Genomic DNA, 16,119 nt, shown 5'->3' with positions numbered 1-16,119 from the left:
TCAGTTCCTTCGAGCGCTCCCGACGGGCACGGGCGTCTGCGCGATGATGCGACCGACGATCGAGTCGATCAGCGGACCGCTGTCGCGATCGTGCGAACCGACGGCCCGGCTCGTGGGCACGAGCCGGTGGGCGAGCACGGCGACCGCGAGCGCATCGACGTCGTCGGGCAGCACGAACTCCCGCCCGTGCATGGCCGCGTGGGCCTTGGCGGCGCGGACGAGCTGGAGCGTGGCCCGCGGGCTCGCCCCGAGTCTGAGCTGACGGTCTTCACGCGTGGCGCGCGCCAGCTCGACGGCGTACTCCTTGACCGGCTGCGACGTGAACACGTGCCGCACGGCGCGGATCATCGCGCGCAGTTCGTCGAGCGTGATGACCTCCTCGAGCCGATCGAGCGGGCTCGAGGTCTCGCGGGTGGAGAGCATCGCGAGTTCGTCGACCGCGGAGGGGTAGCCCATCGACACGCGCGCCATGAAGCGGTCGCGCTGCGCCTCGGGCAGCGGGTAGGTGCCCTCCATCTCGACCGGGTTCTGGGTCGCCACGACCGTGAACGGCAGGTCGAGATGGTACGTCGTGCCATCGGCCGTGACCTGGCGCTCCTCCATGCACTCGAGCAGCGCGGCCTGGGTCTTGGGGCTCGCGCGATTGATCTCGTCGCCGATCACGATGTTCGAGAACACCGGCCCGCGCTTGAACTCGAAGCGCCGGCTGGCCTGATCGAAGACCGAGACCCCGGTCACGTCGCTCGGCAGCAGGTCGGGAGTGAACTGGATGCGGTTGACGGTGCTGCCCACCGAACGGGCGAGCGCCTTCGCGAGCATGGTCTTGCCGACGCCGGGCACGTCCTCGATGAGGAGGTGCCCCTCGGCCAGCAGCACGGTCAGTGCCGCGGTGATCGCATCGCGCTTGCCGGCGATCACGGTCTCGACGTTCGCGACGACGCGGGCGGCGAGCGCGCCGACCTCGTCGATGGGCATGACGGATGCCGCGTCGCCGCGTGCGTCGTCGTGGGGGCCGGTGTGGTCGCCGGCCGGTGCCTCGCTCACCGACGCCTCGCTCACGGCGTCATCGCCGACTGCAGGTACTCGGCGACGACCGGCGGAACGTACGGCGCGACGTCGCCGCCCAGCGCGGCGACCTGGCGCACCAGGGAGCTCGACACGTGCGCGTTGCCGGGATCGGGCAGCAGGAAGACCGTCTCGACGCCCGCGAGATGCCGGTTCACGATCGCCATGGGGGTTTCGTAGGCGACGTCGATCTGCGAGCGCACGCCCTTCACGAGCACGGTCGCACCGACGTCGCTGCAGTAGTCGACGAGCAGCCCCATGCTCCACGAGGCGACCACGATGCGCCCCTGGATGCCCGCATCGGCGACGGCGCGCTCGATGAGGGCGACGCGCTGGGCGATGGGCAGGAGCGCGTTCTTGTCGGGATTGTGCACGACGACCACGTGCAGTTCGTCGAAGATGCCGGCCGCGCGCTCGATGACGTCGAGGTGGCCCCTGGTGACGGGGTCGAAAGAACCGGGAACGACGGCGATCCGCTGCATACGCAACAGCGTAGTGCGCGTCTCGACGCGCGCACCGGGCCTCTGAGACTCTCAGCCCTTGCTCAGGAACCCGGTGGCGTCGTCGTCGAGACGGCGGCGCACCTCGGCTGCGAGGCCCCGATGGCGCTGCAACGACGGGTCGGCCTCGAGGATGCCGGCGGCGACCGCCCGCGCGTCGGCGATGACCTCGCCGTCGCGGGCCACGCGCAGCAGCTTGAGCGAGGAGCGCCCGCCCGACTGGGTCGCGCCGAGCACGTCGCCCTCCTGCCGGAGCTCGAGGTCGACGCGTGCGAGCTCGAATCCGTCGAGCGTCGCAGCCACGGCGTCGACGCGCTGCCGGGCGAGCGAGTCGGGCTCGGCGGCCGTGACCAGCAGGCAGAGCCCCGGCAACCCTCCTCGGCCCACACGACCTCGGAGCTGGTGCAGCTGCGAGACGCCGAATCGATCGGCGTCGACGACGACCATGGCGCTCGCGTTCGGCACGTCGACGCCGACCTCGATGACCGTCGTCGCGACGAGCACGTCGATCTCGCCCGCGGCGAACGCGCGCATCGTCGCGTCCTTCTCGTCGGAGGACATGCGGCCGTGCAGCGGCGCGACGCGGATGTCGGCGAACGCGGGCAGCGCCGTGATCTCGGCGAGCACGGAGGCCACCGACGCGACCGGCCGCGCCGCGGCATCCGCTCCCCCTGCAGCCTCGCCGGCGGCGGCGGCGGCCGGCGCAGCAACCGCGGCAACGGCATCGGCCTCCTCGACGACGCGCGCCTCGATCGCCGGGCACACCACGAAGCCCTGACGGCCGGCCGCGACCTCTTCGGCCAGGCGCTCCCACACGCGGGAGCGCCAGCCCGGCCGCTCGGCGAGCGGGACCACGTGGGACTCGATGCCGGCGCGCCCGGCGGGGAGTTCGCGGATCGTCGAGATGTCGAGGTCTCCGAACACCGTCATGGCGACCGTGCGCGGGATCGGCGTGGCCGTGAGCACGAGCACGTGCGGCGGCTGCCGGCCCTTGAGCCGGAGCGCCTCGCGCTGCTCGACGCCGAACCGGTGCTGCTCGTCGACGACGATGAGTCCGAGATCGGCGAACGAGACGGTGTCGCCGATGAGCGCGTGCGTGCCGACCACGATGCGCGACTGCCCGGCCGCGGCCCGCAGCAGCGCCTTGCGACGCTCGGCCGCCGGCAGCTGCCCGGTGAGCAGGGTCGGCACGAGGGCCGCGGAGAGGTCGGGGCCGAGCATGCGGGCGATCGACCGCAGGTGCTGCGCCGCGAGCACCTCGGTGGGCGCGAGGAGCGCGGCCTGCCCGCCAGAGTCGGCCACCGCGAGCATCGCGCGCAGGGCGACGACGGTCTTGCCGGAGCCGACCTCGCCCTGCACGAGTCGGTTCATGGGCACGGGCTCGCCGAGGTCGTCGGCGATCGCCTGCCCCACCTCGAGCTGGTCGCCCGTGAGCTCGAACGGCAGCGAGGCGTCGAAGCGTTCGAGCAGACCGCCGGGCGACGGATGCCGCGCGGTCGTCGCGTGGGCCCTGAGCTCGGCCCTGCGCTGCAGCAGCGCCGTCTGCAGTACGAGCGCCTCAGAGAAGCGGAGCGTGCGGCGCGCCGCCTTCCACTCGGACTCGACCTCTGGGCGGTGCACCTGCTCGAGCGCGCGACGCTGCGCGAGCAGCCCGTGCGACGCGCGGACCGACTCGGGGATCGGGTCGCCCGCGGCATCCGCCGTCTCGAGGCCGTCGAGCAGCAGCCCGATCGCCTTCGCCAACTGCCAACTCGCGAGCGCACCCGTCGCGGGGTAGATCGGGATCGGAGCCTCGGCCCAGCGTTTGACCGACGGATCGGTCGGCGAACTCGGCGTCGCATCGTCGAAGAGCTCGTAGTCGGGGTGCGCGAGCTGACGGGCGCCCCGGTAGTCGCCGACCTTGCCGGCGAAGATGCCGCGCGCACCCGGCACCAGCTCGCGGGACCGCCACGCCTGATTGAAGAACGTGAGCGTGAGGATGCCGGTGCCATCGGTGATCTTCACCTCGAGGATGGACCCTCGCCGCGACCGCATGGTGCGCTCGCGCACCTCGATGACCTCGGCCACGATCGTGACGTTCTCGTCGAGGGGCAGGCTCGCGAGCGCGGTCAGCTCACCACGGAGGGCGTACCTGCGCGGGTAGTGGGCGAGGAGGTCGCCGACCGTGCGGTAGCCGAACGCGCGCTCGAGGGCCTGCGCGGTGCGCCCGCCGAGTGCCCCCGTGAGCCGCGAATCGAGCGTGTACCGGCCGATGCCGGCCGGCTCGTCGGGTGCGTCGGCGGTCATGCCTCGATCGTAGGCTCCCCCGCCGTCAACGCCTCGATCTCGGCCTGCACGTACGGGTCGTCGGGTCGGAGCTCGGCGAGCGAGCGCTGCAGGTCGAGCGCCTCGTCGGTGCGCCCGAGCACGCGGAGGCACCGCCCGACGGACCACCGGGCGACCTGCTGCTGCTCCGCCGACCCGTAGCGGTCGGCGAACTCCACGGCGCGCTCGAACTCGGCGAGGGCGCCGGGTGCGCGACCGGCGTCGAGCTTGAACCACCCCAGGTTGTGGTGCAGCGCGATGCCCCAGCGCAACGTGCGCGCATTGCGGCGGCCCTCGAGCAGATCCAGGCCCTCGGCGGCCCATTCCTCCTCGTGCCCGGCATCGTTCAGCGCGAGCACGTGCAGCGCATCGAGCACCAGGAAGACCGACCCCGCCTGCGCGGCCGCGCGCGCGGCGAGCGTGAGTTCGGGCACCGCTTCGGCCGGCCGCTCGCCGACGAGCAGACGACCGCGTTCGAGCGCGACCCGGGCGCGCACCTCGGCCGGCACGTCGCCGTCGAAGACGCCGGGCACCGCGTCGAGCACCTGGAAGCCCTCGTCGGCCATCCCCTGCAGACCCAGCGCCCGCGCGAGCTGCGTCGCCATCACGGCGCGCCCGACCGGCGTCGCCGTGGGGTCGTCGGATGCCGCGCGGAACCGCTCGGCGCTCGCCCCGGCATCTGCGAAGTCCCACAGCCGGTCGATGAGCGCCTGCTCGACGGGTTCGAGCCGTGCCGACTCGGGCCGCGCGGGCTCGACCGGATGCGGCACGACGTCGGCGGGTTCGACCGCCGCAGCGTCGTCCACGGCGTCGTCCGCGGCGTCGTCCGCGGCGGGTTCGAGCTCGGAAAGCACGGCGCGATCGGGTTCGACACGATCATGGGCGGTAGGGGCATCCACGCTCCCATCATGGCAGCGCGGTCCGACGGGCTCGCACGTTCGACGACGCGGAAGGTCCCGCTAGGCTTTCGAGCAGCATGACGCGCATCATCGCCGGCGCAGCCGGTTCCCTCTCCCTCGCCGTGCCGCGATCCGGCACGCGGCCCACGAGCGACCGCGTTCGCGAGGCGATATTCTCAGCGCTCGAGGCGCGCGATGCGATCGACGGATCGGTCGTGCTCGACCTCTACGCCGGATCGGGCGCCCTCGGCCTCGAGTCCGCGAGCCGCGGCGCGGCCGAAGTCGTGCTGGTCGAACGCGCGAAGCCGGCGGCCGACGTGTGCCGTCGCAACGCCGACGCGGTGACGCGCGCGATCGGCAAGTGCGCCGCCCGCATCCGCGTGGTCGTCAAGCCCGTGGCCGGCTACCTCGAGACGGCGCCCGCCGGCGTCGACCTCGCCTTCATCGACCCGCCGTACGACCTCGACGAGGCGGCGGTCGCACGCGACCTCGAGCTGCTCTCGCCACTGCTCTCCCGCGACGCGCTCGTGGTCGTCGAGCGCAGTTCGCGGTCGCCCGAGCCGGTCTGGCCCGCGCGCATCGAGCTCGAGCGTCGGCGCGACTACGGCGAGACGACGCTGTGGTGGGCGACCGCGGCCGAGGCCACCGACGCCGATCAGCCCGCCCGGCCGTCCCAGCCCGAGTAGGGGTCCCAGCCGTCGGCTTCGATGTCGCGGCCGTCGAGCAGCATGCGCCCTGCGCCGTCGACGACGCGTCCGATGACCTCGAAGGGCTCGGGGATGTCGCTGCCGGCGGGGAACGTCGCGAGCATGCCGTGATCCTCGCCGCCGGCGAGGGCGAGCCGCACCCGCGCGGCGTCGGAGCCGAGGGCGGCCGAGTCGAAGTCGAACGCGACGCCGCTGGCCTCCGCGATGCGGCGGCCGTCGCGCGCGAGCCCGTCGGACACGTCGAGCATCGAGGTGGCGCCGGCCTCGGCCGCGATGATGCCGGCCCCGACGGGCGGGCTCGGCGCCAGCTGCGCCCGCACGAGGTCGGGCTCGCGTTCGCGCAGGGCGGCGGCGAGCGTCGCATCGGGTTCGCCCGCGGCATCCGTCGCCTCGGAGAACAGCAGCGCGAGGCCCATGGCCGCGTCGCCTCGTCGGCCCGCGTGGGCGATCACGTCGCCGACGCGAGCACCGGAGCGCAGCACCGGCGCCCGTCCCTCGAGGTCGCCGAAGGCCGTCACCGCGATCGTGAGCACGGCCGACGCGGAGAGGTCGCCGCCCACCACGCCCGCGCCGGGCGCCAACGCGGCGAGGCCTTCGCGGAGCCCGTCGGCGATGCCCTCGACCGTCGAGACCGGGGTGGTGGGCGGCGCGGCGATCGCGACGACGAGCGCCGTGGGGCGGGCACCCATCGCGGCCACGTCGGTGAGGTTCGTGGCCGCGGCCTTCCACCCGAGTTCGAACGGCGTCGACCAGGCGAGTCGGAAATCGGGGCCGTGCACGAGCAGGTCGGTGGTCACCACGAAACGACCATCGGATGCCGCGACGAGCGCCGCGTCGTCACCGGGGCCGAGCAGCGCGTGATCGCCGGAGGACAGGCGCGGCAGGATGCGGCCGAGGACCGCGATCTCGCCCAGCTCGCCGGTCGTCGGCCCGCCTCCGAGCGCGGCGTCCGGCGCAGCCGGGCCGGACGCGGCATCCGAACGTTCGGCGGACACGGGCACTCGCGAATCGGACACGCCGCAAGCCTAGAACAGGCCGGCTCCCGCGAGATTCCGGGCGTCCCCCGATCGGGGCACAGGCCGCACAAGTAACGAATACTTACAAAAGGCGGGCGCCTGACGTACGCTGATGGGGCCTCCCCCAGGCCGCGATACCCGAACCGCGGTGACCAAGATGCTGCTCACCGTGCCGCAATGGAGCCCCCAGTGAGTCGACGAAGCGAACGAGCCGAACGCGAGCAGTCGCGCCGCCACCACCGCCGCGTGGTCGTGATGATCGCCGCGGGCGCGCTCGGTGTCGCGCTCGTCACCGGCGCTGGGGCGGCTTGGGCCGGCGGCTCGCTGAGCGCCTGGCTCGCCGCCGGACCCGCGTGCGACGGGCCCATCGAGCTCACCGTCGTCGCCGACACCGCGATCGCCCGCCCCGTGAAGGCGATCGCGGCCGAGTACGACGCGCGAGAGGACGCCTGCTCCCGCACCGACGTCGTCGCGCAGGACAGCGCCGACACCGCGGCGCTCCTCGCCTCGGGCAACGGCTCCGAGATCGACGCGTGGATCCCCGACTCGCCCGTGTGGCTCGTCCGCATGGCCGCGAGCGCCCGCTCCCTCGGGCGAGACGTGCCCGACCTCGCACTCGAACGGTCGATCGCCTCGAGCCCCGTCGTCTTCGCGGCCCCCGTGAGCGGCGCCGCGGCCTTCGCGGGCCGCTCGCTCGACTGGGGCGACGTGCTCACGGGCGAGCTCCCGACCCTGCTGGCCGACCCCGAAGCGTCGTCGGCCAGCCTCAGCGGCCTCCAGGCCATGGAGCGCGCGGCCCCCATCGGGCAGGCGAAGCAGTTCCAGAACGCGATGATCCGACTGAGCGACGGGGCGCCGGCGCGGGTCGACGCCGCGTTCGGCTCGCTCGCCGTCAGCCCGGCCGGCACCGTCGCCATCGCGAGCGAGCAGCAGATCGCGATGCACAACCGCGACGACGCCTCGACTCCGCTGCTCGCGCTCTACCCCTCAGACGGCACGCTCGCCCTGCAGTTCCCGTTCCTCCGCATGCTCGACGAGTCCGAGCTCGCGAAGAACCTCGGCGGCGAGGACGCCGCGGCCGACGGCGACGGCGCCCGCCTCGCGCTCCGGGCCCAGCAGCTCGACGCGTTGAAGATCGCGATGTGGGACGCCTCCGATCGCTTCGCGGCCGAGGGCTTCCGCGACGGCACCGGCGGCGGGGAGCTGAAGCAGGACGGCGTCCTCGCCGATGCGACCGAGGTCGGGTCGGCCGCGGCATCCGCTCAGGTCTCGATCCTGCGCACCTGGGGCGTCGTGAGCCTGCGCTCGCGCATCCTCTCGGTCATCGACGTGTCGGGCTCGATGGAGGAGCCGACGGTGACCGGGCTGCGCCGCATCGACCTGCTGCAGCAGGCCGCGTCGAACACCGTCTCGCAGCTCTCCGAGGCCGTCGACGTCGGCGTCTGGGCGTTCTCGACCGAACGCCTCGGCGACCAGGACTGGGAGGACCTCTCCCCCATCGAGCCGCTCGCCGACGAGACGCACCGCTCGCAGGTGCTCGACGTGCTCGGCTCGCTGCCCGGGCGCCTCGGCGGAGCCACCGGCCTCTACGACACCACGCTCGCCGCCGTGAAGCAGGTGCGCTCGGCCTACGACCCCGAGACCGTCAACTCGGTGCTGCTGCTCACCGACGGCCGGAATGAAGACGAGAACGGCATCACGCGCGAGCAACTGCTCGAGCAGCTCGCCGCCATGAACGAAGACGGGCAGCAGGTTCCCGTGGTGCTCGTGGGCATCGGCCCCGACACCGACCTCGAGTCGATGCGGCTGATCGCCGAGGCCACGGGCGGCGCCGCGTACTCGGCCGAGCGGCCCGAGGACCTGAAGACCGTGCTCACCGATGCGCTCTCGCAGCGGTCCTGCCGGCCGAACTGCTGACGGTCGCCGATCCGCCCAGTCCGAAGCGCAGAAGGTCGCAAGGTACGCTGGTGCGGATGTCTCAGCACGCCGTGATCCCGCCGCACCACCGTCGCACCCGGGCCGCCGGCATCCGTTCGGCCGTCGTCGCCGTGATCGCCCTCGCCGGTGCTGCGGGCCTCACGGGGTGCACGCCGATCGTGAGCATGCAGCCCGCCCCCGAGGCGATCGACACCTCGTGCGCCGAGCTCAGCGTTCGCCTTCCCGACGAGGTCGCCGAGCAGCCGCAACGCGAGACCGACGCCCAGGGCTCCGGCGCGTGGGGCGACCCCGCCTCGGTGCTGCTGCGGTGCGGCGTGCCGCCGCTCGGCCCCACGACCGACCGGTGCGTGAGCGTCGACGGCATCGACTGGGTCATCGACGAGTCCGATGCCCCCCGCTACCTGTTCACGACGTACGGCCGGACGCCCGCCGTCGAGGTGCTCGTCGACAACGACGTCGTCTCCGGCACGACCGTGATCTCGGACCTCTCGCAGGCCGTCTCGATCATCCCGTCCGATGGCGCGTGCACGTCGCTCGACGACGCGGCTCCCATCGACTAGCGCCGGCCCCCGACGCGAACGGCGCCGGGATGCCGTGCATCCCGACGCCGAACGGCGAACGTGCGAACCCGTGACCGTGTCAGCGCGCGCCGCGCGCGTGGCCCACGTCGATGAGCTCGCCGATGAGCTCGGGGTAGCTGAGGCCCGTGTTGAGCCAGCAGGTCGGGAACATCGAGATCGGCGTGAAGCCGGGCATGGTGTTGATCTCGTTCACGACGAAGCCCTCGTCGCCGAGGAACACGTCGACTCTCGCGAGCCCTTCGGCGCCGATCGCCTCGAACGCGCGGCGCGCGATGCGCTCGAGCTCGAAGGTCTCGCCATCGCCGAGCTCGGCCGGGCAGACCAGGTCGACGCCGGGCGCGTCGAGGTACTTCGCCTCGAAGTCGTAGAACTCGCGGCCGGTGACGACGACCTCGCCGGCGACGCTCACGCGCACGCCCTCGCGACCCTCGAGCACGGCGATCTCGATCTCGCGACCGGGGACCGCCTGCTCGACGAGCACGGTGCGGTCTTCGGCGAAGGCCACCTCGAGTGCGGCTTCGAGCTCCGACCAGTCGGAGACCTTCGTCACGCCCACCGAGGAACCCGCGCGAGCGGGCTTGACGAAGACGGGCAACCCGAGGCCGCGAACGCGCCGGTTCCACAGCTCGGGGTCACCCTCGATCGCACCGCGCGTCAGCGTGACCCACGGCGCCACGGGGATGCCTGCGGCTTCGAGCGCGGTCTTCGTGAAGTGCTTGTCCATGCCGAGCGCCGAGGCGAGCACGCCGTTGCCGACGTACGGCAGGCCGACGAGCTCGAGCAGTCCCTGCACCGTGCCGTCTTCACCGAAGCGCCCGTGCAGGATCGGGAACACGACGTCGATCTCGCCGAGCGAGCGCTCGCCCGAGCCATCCGTCACCCGGAGCTCACGCGAACCGGCGCTCTCGGGCCAGCGCACGCGCGAGCCGTTGTCGACGACCTCGGGCAGGTGGCCCGGGTCGAGCGCGAACCGCGCAGGGTCGTCGCTCTCGAGCACGAACGCGCCGTCGCGAGTGATCCCGACGGGGATCACCTCGAAGCGGTCACGGTCGATCGCGCCCAGCACTCCGCCCGCCGTCGCGCAGCTGATCGAATGCTCGCTTGAACGCCCTCCGAAGAGCAGAACCACCCTGAGCTTGTCCATCCATCGTCCTTTCGCCCTGCGGCTCGTCATCGGTCGTGAGGTGAGGGGCGAGGTCGCGCGGCGCGAGCGTGCCGGCGAGGACCTGCCGCACCTGCTCGACGATCGGCATCTCCACGCCCTTGGCGCGTGCCAGTTCGAGCACCGGGCCGACCGATGCGAGGCCCTCGGTGGTCTGGTTCATCTGGTTCACCACGTCGGCGAGGTGATAGCCCTGACCGAGCAGGCGCCCGGCCGTGTTGTTGCGGGAGAGCGGCGACTGGCTCGTCGCGATGAGATCGCCGAGGCCCGCGAGACCCGACAGCGTCACCGGGTGCGCGCCGAATGCGACGGCGAAGTCGGTCATCTCGACGAGGCCGCGCGTGATGATCGAGGCCTTCGTGTTCTCGCCGTAGCCGACGCCGTCGACGATGCCGATCGCGACGGCGATGAGGTTCTTCAGCACGCCGCCGAACTCCGTGCCGATCACGTCGGTGTTCACGAACGAGCGGAAGTAGCGGTTTCGAGCGACGGATGCCACGGCCTGCGCCGTCTCGAGGCTCGACGACGAGACGACGGCCGCCGTCGGCTGCTCCTTCGCGATCTCGAGGGCCAGGTTCGGGCCAGAGATCACGGCGATGCGCGACGGGTCGATCGGCAGCACGTCGGCGATGACCTCGCTCATGCGCAGGCCCGTCGACTTCTCGACGCCCTTCATGAGCGAGACGATCGTGGCCCCGGCCGGGAGGAACGGCTCAGCGGCGATGAGGTTCTCGCGCAGCGATTGGCTGGGCACCGAGACGAAGACGTGCTCGGCACCGGCGAGGGCCTCGTCGAGACGGCTGGTGGCCCGCAGCCCGAGCGGCAGGTTGATGCCGGGGAGGTAGTCGCTGTTGCGCTTGGCCTCCTGGATCTCCTTCGCGAGTTCGGGGCGGCGCGCCCAGATCACGACGTCGGCTCCGCCGTCGGCGAGGATCTTCGCGAACGTCGTGCCCCAGCTGCCCGCGCCGAGGACGGCGACCCGCGTACCGGGCACCGGCCTGCCCGCTGCCCTAGCCATCGAGTCGCCCCGTCTCCTTCTGCCCGTGCTTCGTCGGGTCCCACCGCTCGGCGGGAGCCGGCTCATCGCGCAGCTCGGCGAGCAGCGCGGCAATGGCGTCCATGAGCTCGCCCGTCGCCTTCAGCAGGGTCGCCTGGTCGAGAGGCTTGCCCCGATACTCCGAGAGGTCGAGCGGTTCGCCGATGATCACGTCGATCGTCTTGCGCGGGAACGGCTTCAGCTTCTTGCCGTAGCGCCCCATGAGCTCCTGCGTGCCCCAGTGGGCGGCGGGCACGATCGGGATGTCGCGTTCGAGCGCGATACGGACCGCGCCCGTCTTGCCGCGCATCGGCCACAGGTCGGGATCGCGGGTGAGTGAACCCTCGGGGTACACGACCACCATCCGCCCCTTCTCGACCAGTTCCTCGGCCGCACGGAGCGCCGCATGGCTCTTGCTGCCGGCACGTTCGACGGGGATCTGCCCCGAGGTGCGCAGGAGCCAGCCGAGCACGGGGTTCTTGAAGAGGGAGGCCTTGGCCATGAATCGCGGTGCGCGCCCCATTTTCCAGGTCGCGGCACCCATCACCACGGGGTCGATCTCGCTGTAGTGGTTTGGCGCGAGCACGAAGGCGCCGGCCTGCGGCATCCGATCCCGATGGTGGAAGCGGAACCGCACCATGAGGCTCAGGATCGGCAGCACCAACGCGGCGAGCAACCAGAAGAACGAGGGGCGGCGGGTCTCCGAACGAGCCTTCACAGGATGAACGGGAGACGGATCGTCGTGTTGCACTCACCCATTATGCGTCGAGTTCGAAGTCCGCCCCGAGGAGCTCGAGCTTCGTGATGAAGTTCTCGTACCCGCGCGCGATGATGCCCACGTTCGATACCGTCGAGCGGCCGTCGGCCGAGAGCGCGGCGATGAGGTGACTGAACCCGCCACGCAGGTCGGGCACCTCGATGTCGGCTCCGGTGAGCTTCGACGGACCCGAGATCACGGCCGAGTGCTTGAAGTTGCGCTGACCGAACCGGCACGCGGCAGACCCCAGGCACTCCTTGTGCACCTCGATCGAGGCGCCCATCTCGACGAGCGCGTCGACGAAGCCGAACCGCTGCTCGTAGACGGTCTCGTGCACGATCGAGACGCCCTTGGCCTTGCTCAGCGCCACGACGAGCGGCTGCTGCCAGTCGGTCATGAAGCCGGGGTGCACGTCGGTCTCGATGATGACGGGCTTCAGCTCGCCGCCGGGATGGTAGAAGCGGATGCCGTCCTCTTCGATCTCGAACGCGCCGCCGACCTTGCGATACACGTTCAGGAACGTGAGCATCTCGGCCTGGCGAGCACCGCCGACGAAGATGTCGCCATCGGTCGCGAGCGCTGCAGCCGCCCAGCTCGCGGCCTCGTTGCGGTCGAAGAGCGCGCGGTGCGTGTAGCCCGAGAGCTTCTCGACGCCCTCGATGCGGATGACGCGGTCGGTGTCGACCGTGATGATCGCACCCATCTTCTGCAGGATGTTGATGAGATCCATGATCTCGGGCTCGATCGCCGCGCCCGAGAGCTCGGTGATGCCGTCGGCGAGCACCGCGGTGAGCAGCACCTGCTCGGTCGCGCCCACGCTCGGGTACTCCAGCGAGACCTTCGCGCCGTGCAGTCCGTCGGGCGCCGACATGCGGATGCCGCTCGGCAGCTTCTCGACGATGGCGCCGAAGTTGCGCAGCACCTCGAGATGGAAGTTGATCGGCCGGTCGCCGATGCGGCAGCCCCCGAGGTCGGGGATGAACGCCTCGCCGAGCTTGTGCAGCAGCGGACCGCAGAACAGGATCGGGATGCGGCTCGAACCCGCGTGGGCGTCGATGTCGGCCATGTGCGCCGACAGGACCGCGGTGGGGTCGAGGATGAGCTCGCCCTCTTCGGGCCCGTCGGTCACCGTGACGCCGTGCACTTCGAGCAGACCGCGCACGATGCGCACGTCGCTGATGTTCGGCACGTCCTTCAGCACGCTGGGGCCGTCGCCGAGGATCGCGGCGACCATCGCCTTCGTGACGAGGTTCTTCGCGCCCTTCAGCTCGATGCGCCCGACCAGCGGCTTGCCGCCGTTGATCGTGATGCGGTCGACGTTGAGTCCGACCGCCGACGCGTGATTCTTGGCATCCTGCCCGAGTGTGTTCACAGAGTTCCTGATTCCGCCGACTCCCGGATGGGGAGTGTCTTCGGCCGCCACGCCTCTCGATGCGTCTCGAATTCGGCGATCGCCGCTTCGTCACGCAGGGTGAGCCCGATGTCGTCGAGCCCCTCGAGAAGCCTCCAACGAGTGTAGTCGTCGATGTCGAATGAGACCGTCAGCGTTCCGACGCTGACCGTACGAGCAACCAGATCCACCGTCACCGCTATTCCCGGTTCGGCCTCGATGACCTCCCACAGGCGCTCGACGTCCTCGTACGCGACCTGGGCGGCGAGGAGGCCCTGCTTGCCCGAGTTGCCCCGGAAGATGTCGCCGAAGCGCGAGCTGATGACGACGTCGAACCCGAAGTCGCGCAGCGCCCAGACCGCGTGCTCACGGCTCGAGCCGGTGCCGAAGTCGGGACCCGCGATGAGCACCCGGGCACCCTGATAGGGCTCCTGGTTCAGGATGAACTCGGGGTCCTGGCGCCAGGCGTGGAACAGCGCGTCGTCGAAGCCGGTCTTCGTGACCCGCTTGAGGAACACGGCCGGGATGATCTGGTCGGTGTCGACGTTCGAGCGGCGCAGCGGGGCCGCGATGCCGGTGACGGTGGTGAACTTCTCCATCAGCGGGCCTCTCCTTCGGTCTGCAGATCCCAGGGGCTCGACAGCGTGCCGCGGATCGCGGTCGCGGCGGCCACGAGCGGTGACACGAGGTGCGTACGGCCGCCCTTGCCCTGTCGCCCCTCGAAGTTGCGATTGGACGTCGAGGCGCACCGCTCGCCGGGGGCGAGCTGGTCGGGGTTCATGCCGAGGCACATCGAGCAGCCCGCGAAGCGCCACTCGGCGCCGAACGCCTCGAACACCTTGTCGAGGCCCTCGGCCTCGGCCTCGAGCCGTACGCGCGCCGAACCGGGCACGACCATGACGCGCACGCCCTCGGCCTTCTGCTTGCCCTCGATGATCGAGGCGAACGCGCGCAGGTCTTCGATGCGGCTGTTCGTGCAGGAGCCCATGAACACGGCGTCGACGCGGATGTCCTTGAGCGGCGTGCCCGCCTCGAGGTCCATGTACTCGAGCGCACGCTCGGCGGCGGCACGCTCGTGCTGGTCTTCGATGGCCGCCGGGTCGGGCACGTTCTCGGAGAGCGAGACGCCCTGCCCGGGGTTCGTGCCCCACGTGACGAACGGCTCGAGCGCATCGGCGTCGATGAACACCTCGGCGTCGAACTCGGCGCCCTCGTCGGTCGCGAGCGTCTGCCAGTACTCGACCGCGGCCGTCCAGTCGTCGCCCTCCGGCGCGTGTGCGCGACCCTCGAGGTAGTCGAACGTGGTCTGGTCGGGCGCGACCATGCCGGCGCGGGCGCCGGCCTCGATCGACATGTTGCAGATCGTCATGCGGCCGTCCATCGAGAGCGCGCGGATCGCGCTGCCCCGGTACTCGAGCACGTAGCCCTGACCGCCGCCGGTGCCGATCTTCGCGATGACGGCGAGGATGATGTCCTTCGCGGTCACGCCGGGCCGCAGCGTGCCCTCGACGTTGATGGCCATGGTCTTGAACGGCTTCAGCGGCAGGGTCTGGGTCGCCATCACGTGCTCGACCTCGCTGGTGCCGATGCCGAAGGCCATCGCGCCGAACGCGCCGTGGGTGCTCGTGTGGCTGTCGCCGCATACGACCGTGATGCCCGGCTGGGTGAGCCCCAGCTGCGGGCCCACGACGTGCACGATGCCCTGCTCCTTGTCGCCCAGCGAGTGCAGGCGGATGCCGAACTCGGCGGCGTTGCGACGGAGGGTCTCGATCTGGGTGCGGCTCGTCAGGTCGGCGATGGGCTTGTCGATCGCGAGCGTCGGCGTGTTGTGGTCTTCGGTCGCGATCGTGAGATCGGGGCGACGCACCGGGCGGCCGGCCATGCGGAGGCCGTCGAAGGCCTGCGGGCTCGTCACCTCGTGCACCAGGTGGAGGTCGATGTAGATGAGGTCGGGCGTGCCGTCCTCGCCCTTCTTCACCAGGTGGGCGTCCCAGACCTTCTCGGCCAGGGTGCGCGGGCGTGCGCTTGCGATGTTCGTGTTGTTCATGCGTTCGTCTTCCTCGGGGACAGGGAACGGCCGACGACGGACTCCGCGACGGGAACGGCCTAGATCGAGGCCCCGCCGCGGCACCGAAGGAGAAGACGTCGTGTGGCGCGCATCATCACAGGCTACACCGTGAGGCCGGGGCTCCGGCGCAGCGTCAACGCGAGGTCGCCCAGGCGGAGCACCGTGCCGACCTCGAGCTCGGCAGGGGCTCCGGGGTCGAGCACGGTGAGCTCGCCGCCGCCGGCCTGCACGGCGACGCCGTTCGTCGAGTGCAGGTCGGTGATCACGACGCGGCCCTCGCGCACCTCGACGAGCGCATGGGTCTTGGACACCGTTCTCGTGGGGTCGGCGAGCGCGATCGGCCGGGCGTCGGGGTGCGCGACATCGACCGCCGGATTGCGCCCGACGACGACTCGGCCGGCGATCTCGATCGTCTCGCCCGCCGCGGACTCGAGCGTGAACGACGCCGTTGCGACCGGCTCGGCGTCCGCGGGGCGGAGCGCCGGCGGCACGGCGACGGATGCCGCAGGCGGGCCGCTCGGCAACGGCGTGAAGGTCGGCAGCGAGCGGGCCGGCAGGGCCCTGACCGTGTGATCGCCCTGCTCGCCGCGCTCCACCGGCGGGCGCGTGTAGCCCGTCGGCTCGGGCGCGTCGGGCTTCGGCGCGTCGGGGATCAACCCGGGCGGCGGAACGATGAACTCCGGAACGACCACCACG

Annotated in this window: 15 protein-coding genes; 3 read left to right on the top strand and 12 right to left on the bottom strand. The window is 71.5% G+C overall.

The annotated features are described in order from the left end of the window. From ATC03_RS08320 to ATC03_RS08305, 4 genes are all read right to left on the bottom strand, one after another. Positions 1-975: an AAA family ATPase gene (locus tag ATC03_RS08320; protein ID WP_084003714.1), complete on the bottom strand. Its 975-nt coding sequence runs from the start codon at positions 973-975 to the stop codon at positions 1-3. An 80-nt stretch (positions 976-1,055) separates the two neighbouring features. Continuing rightward, complete coding sequence (gene coaD, locus ATC03_RS08315) at positions 1,056-1,547, bottom strand: pantetheine-phosphate adenylyltransferase (RefSeq protein ID WP_067875484.1); 492 nt, start codon at positions 1,545-1,547, stop codon at positions 1,056-1,058. Between the two features lie 51 nt (positions 1,548-1,598). After that, on the bottom strand, positions 1,599-3,851 hold the full coding sequence (locus ATC03_RS08310) for an ATP-dependent DNA helicase RecG (RefSeq protein ID WP_067875481.1): 2,253 nt from the start codon (positions 3,849-3,851) through the stop codon (positions 1,599-1,601). Further along, on the bottom strand, positions 3,848-4,768 hold the full coding sequence (locus ATC03_RS08305) for a hypothetical protein (RefSeq protein ID WP_179947904.1): 921 nt from the start codon (positions 4,766-4,768) through the stop codon (positions 3,848-3,850). The genes ATC03_RS08310 and ATC03_RS08305 overlap by 4 nt, the downstream gene beginning before the upstream one ends. Positions 4,769-4,845: 77 nt before the next feature. Between ATC03_RS08305 and ATC03_RS08300 the strand changes: the two genes are divergently transcribed. After that, the gene (locus tag ATC03_RS08300) at positions 4,846-5,454 is read left to right on the top strand and encodes an RsmD family RNA methyltransferase (RefSeq protein ID WP_067875474.1); all 609 of its coding nucleotides are present in this window, start codon (positions 4,846-4,848) and stop codon (positions 5,452-5,454) included. Here the strand turns inward: ATC03_RS08300 and thiL are convergent. After that, positions 5,424-6,491, bottom strand: coding sequence for a thiamine-phosphate kinase (gene thiL / locus ATC03_RS08295; RefSeq protein WP_418118810.1), 1,068 nt, complete (start codon positions 6,489-6,491; stop codon positions 5,424-5,426). The two genes, ATC03_RS08300 and thiL, sit on opposite strands and share 31 nt — an antisense overlap. 189 nt (positions 6,492-6,680) lie before the next feature. Between thiL and ATC03_RS08290 the strand changes: the two genes are divergently transcribed. Then, on the top strand, positions 6,681-8,408 hold the full coding sequence (locus tag ATC03_RS08290; RefSeq protein ID WP_161490331.1) for a VWA domain-containing protein: 1,728 nt from the start codon (positions 6,681-6,683) through the stop codon (positions 8,406-8,408). 56 nt (positions 8,409-8,464) lie between these two features. Then, positions 8,465-8,989, top strand: coding sequence for a DUF3515 family protein (locus tag ATC03_RS08285; protein ID WP_067875467.1), 525 nt, complete (start codon positions 8,465-8,467; stop codon positions 8,987-8,989). Between the two features lie 79 nt (positions 8,990-9,068). Here the strand turns inward: ATC03_RS08285 and ATC03_RS08280 are convergent, their stop codons facing one another. The 7 genes from ATC03_RS08280 to ATC03_RS08250 all read right to left on the bottom strand — a co-directional run bounded on the left by ATC03_RS08280 (position 9,069) and on the right by ATC03_RS08250 (position 16,115). Next, positions 9,069-10,154: a D-alanine--D-alanine ligase family protein gene (locus ATC03_RS08280; protein ID WP_074401001.1), complete on the bottom strand. Its 1,086-nt coding sequence runs from the start codon at positions 10,152-10,154 to the stop codon at positions 9,069-9,071. Then, on the bottom strand, positions 10,054-11,190 hold the full coding sequence (locus tag ATC03_RS08275) for an NAD(P)H-dependent glycerol-3-phosphate dehydrogenase (RefSeq protein WP_067875461.1): 1,137 nt from the start codon (positions 11,188-11,190) through the stop codon (positions 10,054-10,056). Before ATC03_RS08275 ends, ATC03_RS08280 begins: the two co-directional genes overlap by 101 nt. Further along, positions 11,183-11,926, bottom strand: a complete 744-nt coding sequence (locus tag ATC03_RS08270) for a lysophospholipid acyltransferase family protein (protein ID WP_227820261.1) — start codon at positions 11,924-11,926, stop codon at positions 11,183-11,185. Before ATC03_RS08270 ends, ATC03_RS08275 begins: the two co-directional genes overlap by 8 nt. 40 nt (positions 11,927-11,966) lie before the next feature. After that, a complete protein-coding gene (gene murA, locus ATC03_RS08265) occupies positions 11,967-13,337 on the bottom strand; it encodes a UDP-N-acetylglucosamine 1-carboxyvinyltransferase (protein ID WP_067875456.1) in 1,371 nt (456 codons plus the stop codon). Next, complete coding sequence (gene leuD / locus ATC03_RS08260; protein WP_067875453.1) at positions 13,334-13,954, bottom strand: 3-isopropylmalate dehydratase small subunit; 621 nt, start codon at positions 13,952-13,954, stop codon at positions 13,334-13,336. The genes murA and leuD overlap by 4 nt, the downstream gene beginning before the upstream one ends. Beyond that, entirely contained in the window at positions 13,954-15,402 is a 1,449-nt protein-coding gene (leuC, locus tag ATC03_RS08255) for a 3-isopropylmalate dehydratase large subunit (protein ID WP_067875450.1), read from the bottom strand. The genes leuD and leuC overlap by 1 nt, the downstream gene beginning before the upstream one ends. Positions 15,403-15,524: 122 nt before the next feature. Then, positions 15,525-16,115, bottom strand: a complete 591-nt coding sequence (locus tag ATC03_RS08250; RefSeq protein WP_161490330.1) for an FHA domain-containing protein — start codon at positions 16,113-16,115, stop codon at positions 15,525-15,527. Between the last annotated feature and the right edge of the window lie 4 nt (positions 16,116-16,119).

This window comes from Agromyces aureus (assembly GCF_001660485.1).
GTDB lineage: Bacteria > Actinomycetota > Actinomycetes > Actinomycetales > Microbacteriaceae > Agromyces > Agromyces aureus.
Note: the sequence above shows the minus strand (reverse complement) of the source record. Positions and strands in the feature narration are given on the sequence as shown.

What these genes read in the sequence shown, in the direction of transcription:
- ATC03_RS08320 (WP_084003714.1), bottom strand. Translation starts at nt 975, where the DNA reads ATGCCCATCGACGAGGTCGGCGCGCTCGCCGCCCGCGTCGTCGCGAAC.
- coaD (WP_067875484.1), bottom strand. Translation starts at nt 1,547, where the DNA reads ATGCAGCGGATCGCCGTCGTTCCCGGTTCTTTCGACCCCGTCACCAGG.
- ATC03_RS08310 (WP_067875481.1), bottom strand. Translation starts at nt 3,851, where the DNA reads ATGACCGCCGACGCACCCGACGAGCCGGCCGGCATCGGCCGGTACACG.
- ATC03_RS08300 (WP_067875474.1), top strand. Translation starts at nt 4,846, where the DNA reads ATGACGCGCATCATCGCCGGCGCAGCCGGTTCCCTCTCCCTCGCCGTG.
- ATC03_RS08285 (WP_067875467.1), top strand. Translation starts at nt 8,465, where the DNA reads ATGTCTCAGCACGCCGTGATCCCGCCGCACCACCGTCGCACCCGGGCC.
- ATC03_RS08280 (WP_074401001.1), bottom strand. Translation starts at nt 10,154, where the DNA reads ATGGACAAGCTCAGGGTGGTTCTGCTCTTCGGAGGGCGTTCAAGCGAG.
- ATC03_RS08275 (WP_067875461.1), bottom strand. Translation starts at nt 11,190, where the DNA reads ATGGCTAGGGCAGCGGGCAGGCCGGTGCCCGGTACGCGGGTCGCCGTC.
- leuD (WP_067875453.1), bottom strand. Translation starts at nt 13,954, where the DNA reads ATGGAGAAGTTCACCACCGTCACCGGCATCGCGGCCCCGCTGCGCCGC.
- leuC (WP_067875450.1), bottom strand. Translation starts at nt 15,402, where the DNA reads ATGAACAACACGAACATCGCAAGCGCACGCCCGCGCACCCTGGCCGAG.